Raw genomic sequence first — 757 nt, forward strand, 5'->3', positions numbered from 1 at the left:
TGTTATAATATGTGTAGAAGTATTATAAAGATAGTTTTTGCATAAACTAATAAAGACGAAGTGCTGGTAACACTTCGCCTTATGTAACTGCTACCGCAAGGTGGATGGTTGCTAAAAAAGAGTTTATTTTTTCTTAGAATCACCCTTCAAACGCTTGCCGGCATTGTGGGTGGTTCTTTTCGTTTTTCGTCGATTTTTTTGTATTTGCTTCCAAGACGTTGATAGGTATTTACCTACTCGTTTTGCAAAAAATACAGCGACTTCTCTAGCAATTACTTTCAGTATCTCAATTGCTATCGTGAAAAGTATATCCATTCGATCACCTCCTTTCTCCATAAAATGAAAGAGAAAGGATAGCAACCGACCACCCTGAAATATTCAGTTACGTTATATTCATTATACCATATTTATAGTTGGGTTAATAGCTTAAAAACCTTGATATGACAACGTTTTTAAGGTTTTTCAAGTTTTGGGATCAGAGATTTGAAATGGTAAAAATAATATTTTTTTTAGAAATGATTGACATGAAACTCTATATATCATAATATTGAAATTGTAATATTAAAGAAACCAAATCCAACATTTTCATATAGACTTTAGATTAGCTAAAAGGACACACCTAAGGCGCATTATGCCATAGGTGTGTCCTTTTTTTGCGTTTAAAGGCTACATAAGGAGGAATACAAACATTGAAGCCATCTAAGTTTCAAAAGAAGCAGATTGCTGCGGTAGGTTTAGCTGCTGCAACAGTAGCGGG

General features: G+C 33.9%; 1 protein-coding gene. It reads right to left on the bottom strand.

The window, feature by feature from the left end; genetic code table 11:
• Positions 1-123: 123 nt before the first annotated feature.
• A complete protein-coding gene (locus ACS2CR_RS34280; protein ID WP_060852766.1) occupies positions 124-315 on the bottom strand; it encodes a hypothetical protein in 192 nt (63 codons plus the stop codon).
• Positions 316-757 lie beyond the last annotated feature (442 nt).

Source organism: Bacillus cereus group sp. BceL291 (assembly GCF_051776705.1).
In the GTDB taxonomy this organism is placed as follows: Bacteria; Bacillota; Bacilli; order Bacillales; family Bacillaceae_G; genus Bacillus_A; species Bacillus_A cereus.

Bases quoted from the DNA above. Each gene is read 5' to 3' on its own strand.
- ACS2CR_RS34280 (WP_060852766.1), bottom strand. From the start codon at position 315: ATGGATATACTTTTCACGATAGCAATTGAGATACTGAAAGTAATTGCT.